This is a genomic window from Bradyrhizobium sp. (assembly GCF_017881085.1).
Taxonomy (GTDB): domain Bacteria; phylum Pseudomonadota; class Alphaproteobacteria; order Rhizobiales; family Xanthobacteraceae; genus Bradyrhizobium.
Genome location: NZ_JADGRI010000364.1, coordinates 1 through 5,005, shown reverse-complemented (window position 1 = coordinate 5,005; position 5,005 = coordinate 1). Strand labels below are relative to the sequence as shown.

The following is a 5,005-nucleotide window of genomic DNA, read 5'->3' as shown; positions in this document are numbered from 1 at the left end:
TCAGCCACGCTCAGAATACGCTGGAGAAGGGGAGCGGGAAATATCACGCCGTGCGGCTCGGCTTCCGCCAGATCGACGGGTTCAAATGGGCCGATCCCGATGAGGTGCGGTTGAAACAGATCCAATCGTCATTCCGGGGCGTCGCGGCAGCGACGAACCCGGAATCTCGAGATTCTCCGATGTGCAATGGCACATCGGAGTTCACGCGGAGCCTGTCATCGGGCCGCGCTTTGCGCGGACCCGTTGGCGTGCCCCGGAATGACGGTGCAGGGGTGGAAGACTGGGCCGAGCGCATCGTCGCCGCGCGGCAGCGCCGTCCCTTCACCTCGCTGGAGGATTTTGCCCGCGACACCGCGCTTCCCAAGCGCGCGTTGATCCTGCTGGCGGATGCCGATGCGTTTCGCTCCATCGGACTCGACCGCCGCGCCGCATTGTGGGCGGTACGGCGGCTGCCGGATGATGTGCCGCTGCCGCTGTTCGAAACGGCAGCCGCGCGCGAGCAGCCCGACGAACAGGCGCGGCCCTTGCCGCTGATGCCGCTGCCAGAGCAGGTGGTGGCCGATTATCAGACCATCCGGCTGTCGCTGAAGGGCCACCCTATGGAATTTTTGCGGCCGATGTTTGCGAAGGAGGACATCATCGCCTGCGAACGCGTCTGCCACGCCAACGACAAAAAACGCGTTCGCTGCGCCGGCGTGGTGCTGGTGCGGCAGCGTCCGGGCAGCGCCAAGGGCGTGGTGTTCATGACGCTGGAGGACGAAACCGGCATCGCCAATATCGTGGTGTGGCCGAAGGTGATGGAACAGTTCCGCAAGGAGGTGATGGGTGCACGGCTCATTCTGGTCGAGGGCTATATCCAGAGCAGCCCGGAACAGGTGACGCATCTGGTCGCGCAACGCCTATACGATCGCTCCCGCGATCTGGTGGGTCTCGCCAACGATGCGCGGAAGCATCCGGTGCCGGCAGGTCCCGCGCTGATCGAACCGCTCAATGACGACCGGCGGGAGCATCCCGACAATCCGGCCCAGAAAATCCGCCATCCGCGCAATGTGCGGATCCTGCCGCCCTCACGGGATTTTCATTGACGGATCAGATCATGCTCAAGCGAGCGATTTCGCTATTCAGGCGCGGCGCCGACCGGCGGACCGCCGGGCGGCCGGTGCAGGAACGTGATCGACGCAAACGCGCCGAGCCATGAACCGATCGCGGCGAAGGCGACATAGACCCAGTTTTCCGTATAGCTGATGACGGCGTAGGAAGACAGCAGGTACCATACGCTGCTCCAGGTCGCCGCGGGCACGCGCCTGCGCGCCACCACGGCCGAGGTGAACATGACATAGACCGCGTCCGTTGCGGCCGTCGCCAGCAGAACGCCTGCGGCGGTCAGGGGATCGATGGCAGCCATTGCAGCTCCTTCCACGGTAAGGCAGAAACACAGTAGGATTGCGCGACTAAGCGAAACAAAACGAACTTCCGGCAGCCCTGAACGTAGGGAAAAGTGACGATCATGCAAACGCCCCGCGAAATTCTGGCCGAGCTCTGGACATCAGCCGGTGGCGACGCCGCGGCGCTCGATGCCGTCACACTGACCGGAGAGGAACCGCAACTGCCGTCATCGTTCCGCGTGGCTGCCGCGGCGCAAACCAGCATTGCCGCCGCCGGCCTCGCCGCCGCGCAGATCTGGAAACTGCGCAGCGGGCAATCGCAAGGCGTCGCGGTCGACATGCGGCATGCCGTCGTCGAATGCCGCAGCGAGCGGTATCTGCGCGTCGACGGCAAGCCGCCGCCGCCCGCCTGGGACGCCATCGCCGGGGTTTACAAAACCGGCGACCGGCGTTTTGTGCGGCTGCACACCAATTTCCCGCATCATCGCGCCGCCGTCTGCAAGGTGCTGGACTGCAAGCCGGAACGCGACGACGTTCAGGCCGCGCTGATGCAGTGGGAGGCCGAAGCCTTCGAGACCGCAGCCTATGCGGCGGGCGGCGTGGTCGCGATGATGCGCTCGCATGACGAATGGTCCGATCTGCCGCATGCCAGGGCGCTGGCCGCGTTGCCGACGATATCAGTTGAAAAGATCGGTGAGGCCGCGCCAAGGCCGTGGCCCGCAGGGGATCGCCCGCTTGCGGGCTTGCGCGTGCTCGACCTGTCGCGGGTGATCGCCGGTCCCGTCGCCGGCCGCACGCTCGCCGCCCACGGCGCCGACGTGCTGCTGATTTCCGGTCCCGATCTGCCGGCGATCCCCTGGCTCACCATCGACACCGGGCGGGGCAAGCTTTCCGCTTTTGCCGACCTCAAGCGTGAGCAGGGGCGGGGCGTGTTGCGCGATCTGCTGGCGCAGGCCGACATCTTCTCGCAAGGCTACCGTCCGCGCGCGCTCGGCTCGCTCGGTTTCTCGGCGGAGGACGCCGCACGCATCAATCCGGGCATCGTGTATGTATCGCTGTCGGCCTATGGCCACGCCGGGCCGTGGGCCGAGCGCCGCGGCTTCGACTCACTGGTGCAGACCTCGACCGGCTTCAATCATGCCGAAGGCGAGGCCGCCGGTGTCGAGGGGCCAAAGGAATTGCCGGCGCAAATGCTCGATCACGCCACCGGCTATCTGATGGCGTTCGGCGCCATGATGGCAAAGGCCCGCCAGTCCCGCGAAGGCGGCAGCTGGCATGTCCGCGTGTCGCTGGCGCAGACCGGACGGTGGCTGTGGAATTTCGGTCGCGTCGCCGACGGGCTCAAGACCGAGGATTTGAAGGGCGATGCGGTCACACCCTTTATCGAAGCGGTGCCTTCCGGCTTCGGTCCGCTCCGGGCGGTGAGCCATTCGGCCGTGCTGTCGAAAACGCCTGCCTTCTGGTCCCGCCCGGCGATGCCGCTCGGCAGTCACCCGCCGCAATGGCCGGCGCGCGGCTGAGGCCACGACGCGAAAACCTCTCGAAAATAAGACGCGCCTCTCCAAATTTTAACTTTAAACGATGGCGTCAGCGCCGTTTTTAGGTTGTTTGAAACATCAAATCGGCACTATTAGCGCACCGATGAGGCAGTCATTGCCGGAATCATCGCCCAAGTGACTGGACCCTATGTTGCCGGAACTTATCAAGCAATTGCAGATGCTTAACCGGCAACGGCTGGCCATGGGCGCAGCCCTTTTGGTGTTGGCCGGGGCGGCTCTCTATGGGGTCACGCATATCGGCGGGGCCAGCCACGAATCTTCCGAGGTGTCGAGCCAATCCCGCAAGGGATCGCAGCGCTATACCCCGACTCCGGCGGAATGGGCCACCCTGACCATCGAGCCCGTTACCGAGCGAACCTTCCGGGCCGAAACCGTGACCGAAGGCAAGGTCGCGGTCGACGAGGACCGTTCGACCCCGGTGTTTTCGCCCTATGCGGGCCGCGTCATGAAACTCATGGTCCGGCCGGGCGACAACGTCACCCAGGGGCAGCCGCTGTTCGTGATCGAAGCCGCCGACACCGTGCAGGCGCAGAACGATTTCATCTCGGCCATGACCGCCCTGAACAAGGCGAAGTCGGCGCTCGCTCTCGCGCAGATCCAGGACACGCGCGCCAGGGATCTGTTCGAGGGCAAGGCCGTTCCGCTCAAGGATTACCAGCAGAGCCAGGCCAATTTGATCCAGGCGCAGAACGACATGCGCTCGTCGCAAACGGCGCTGGAGGCGGCGCGCAACAAATTGCGGATCCTTGGGCTGACTGACGAGGCCATCACAACCTTTCAGGAAAAGGGCCGCATCGATCCGAGTACCACCATCTACTCGCCGATATCAGGCACGGTCGTGCAGCGGAAGGTCGGTCCGGGCCAGTATGTGAACTCCGGCGCCAGCGATCCGGTCTTCGTGATCGGCGATCTCACCACGGTCTGGCTCACCGCCTTCGTCCGCGAGACCGATGCGTCCAAGGTTTCGATAGGGCAGGAGATCGCCATCAATGTTCTGGCGTTGCCGGGCCGGACCTTGTCGGCGCGCATCAACTATGTAGCCGCGGCAATCGATCCGGCCACGCGCCGGCTCCTGGTCCGCGCCACCATCGACAACAAGGACGGCGCGTTGAAGCCGGAGATGTTCGCCAACGTCACCATCTACTCGGCTGGCGATCACCCTGCGCTGGGCGTACCGAAGCAGGCCTTGATCTACGAGGGCAATCAGGTCCGCGTCTGGGTCGCGCATGACGACAAGTCGATCGAGCTGCGCCAGATCAAGACCGGGCTGACCAATGGCGACCTCGTCGAGATCGAGGGCAATTTGAAACCCGGCGAGCGAATCGTTACCAAGGGCAGCCTGTTCATCGACCGCGCGGCATCCGGCAGCTAACGTGAACGCAGCCCATTGAAAGTCTCGATCTGAATGGATCGCCTCGTCGCCATTGCCGTCGGCCGCCGCTATCTGATGGTGGGCCTGTTCGCCGTCGTGATGATCGGCGGCCTGATCGCTTTCAAGCAGCTCAATATCGAAGCCTATCCGGACCCGACGCCGCCAATGGTCGACGTGGTGACGCAAAGTCCGGGCTTGTCGTCGGAAGAGATCGAGCGCTACATCACCATTCCGATCGAGACCCAGGTCGCGGGCATCAAGAACCTGCAGACGATCCGGACCATTTCGCTGTACGGATTGTCCGACGTCAAGCTGCAATTCTCGTTCGACTACACCTATGATGAAGCGCTGCAGCAGGTGTTGAACCGGCTGTCGCAACTGGCGCCGCTGCCCGGCAACGTGCAGCCGGGGATTTCGCCGCTCAGCGCCATCGGCGAAATCTACCGCTACCGGCTGGTCGGGCCGCCGAACTACAGCGTGCTCGACTTGAAAACGCTGCAGGACTGGGTCTTGCAGCGCCGCTTTCGCGCCGTGCCCGGCGTGATCGACGTCACCGGCTGGGGCGGCAAGACCAAGACCTACGAACTGCAGGTCGACTTCAACAAGCTCGTCGCCAACGGCCTGACGCTGCCGCAGCTGCTGCAGGCCGTCGGCAATTCCAACATCAATGTCGGCGGCAACACCGTCGA

General features: G+C 64.2%; 5 protein-coding genes. 4 read left to right on the top strand and 1 reads right to left on the bottom strand.

Annotated elements, in window-relative coordinates; translation table 11 throughout:
- The coding region (locus QZ213_RS24530) for an OB-fold nucleic acid binding domain-containing protein (RefSeq protein WP_291688663.1) at positions 1-1,085 on the top strand (1,085 nt) is incomplete at its 5' end.
- Positions 1,086-1,117: 32 nt separating this feature from the next.
- On the opposite strand, the gene QZ213_RS24525 is transcribed toward QZ213_RS24530, so the two are convergent.
- Positions 1,118-1,405 (bottom strand): hypothetical protein, encoded by a 288-nt coding sequence (locus tag QZ213_RS24525; RefSeq protein WP_291688662.1) that lies wholly within the window; start codon positions 1,403-1,405, stop codon positions 1,118-1,120.
- Positions 1,406-1,507: 102 nt separating this feature from the next.
- Here QZ213_RS24525 and QZ213_RS24520 point away from each other — a divergent pair, with 102 nt between their 5' ends.
- The 3 genes from QZ213_RS24520 to QZ213_RS24510 form a co-directional block, all read left to right on the top strand.
- The gene (locus QZ213_RS24520; RefSeq protein ID WP_291688661.1) at positions 1,508-2,905 is read left to right on the top strand and encodes a CoA transferase; all 1,398 of its coding nucleotides are present in this window, start codon (positions 1,508-1,510) and stop codon (positions 2,903-2,905) included.
- A 166-nt stretch (positions 2,906-3,071) separates the two neighbouring features.
- The gene (locus tag QZ213_RS24515) at positions 3,072-4,316 is read left to right on the top strand and encodes an efflux RND transporter periplasmic adaptor subunit (protein WP_291688660.1); all 1,245 of its coding nucleotides are present in this window, start codon (positions 3,072-3,074) and stop codon (positions 4,314-4,316) included.
- Positions 4,317-4,349: 33 nt separating this feature from the next.
- Positions 4,350-5,005 (top strand): efflux RND transporter permease subunit (locus tag QZ213_RS24510; protein ID WP_291688659.1); only part of this gene is annotated, 656 nt, incomplete at its 3' end.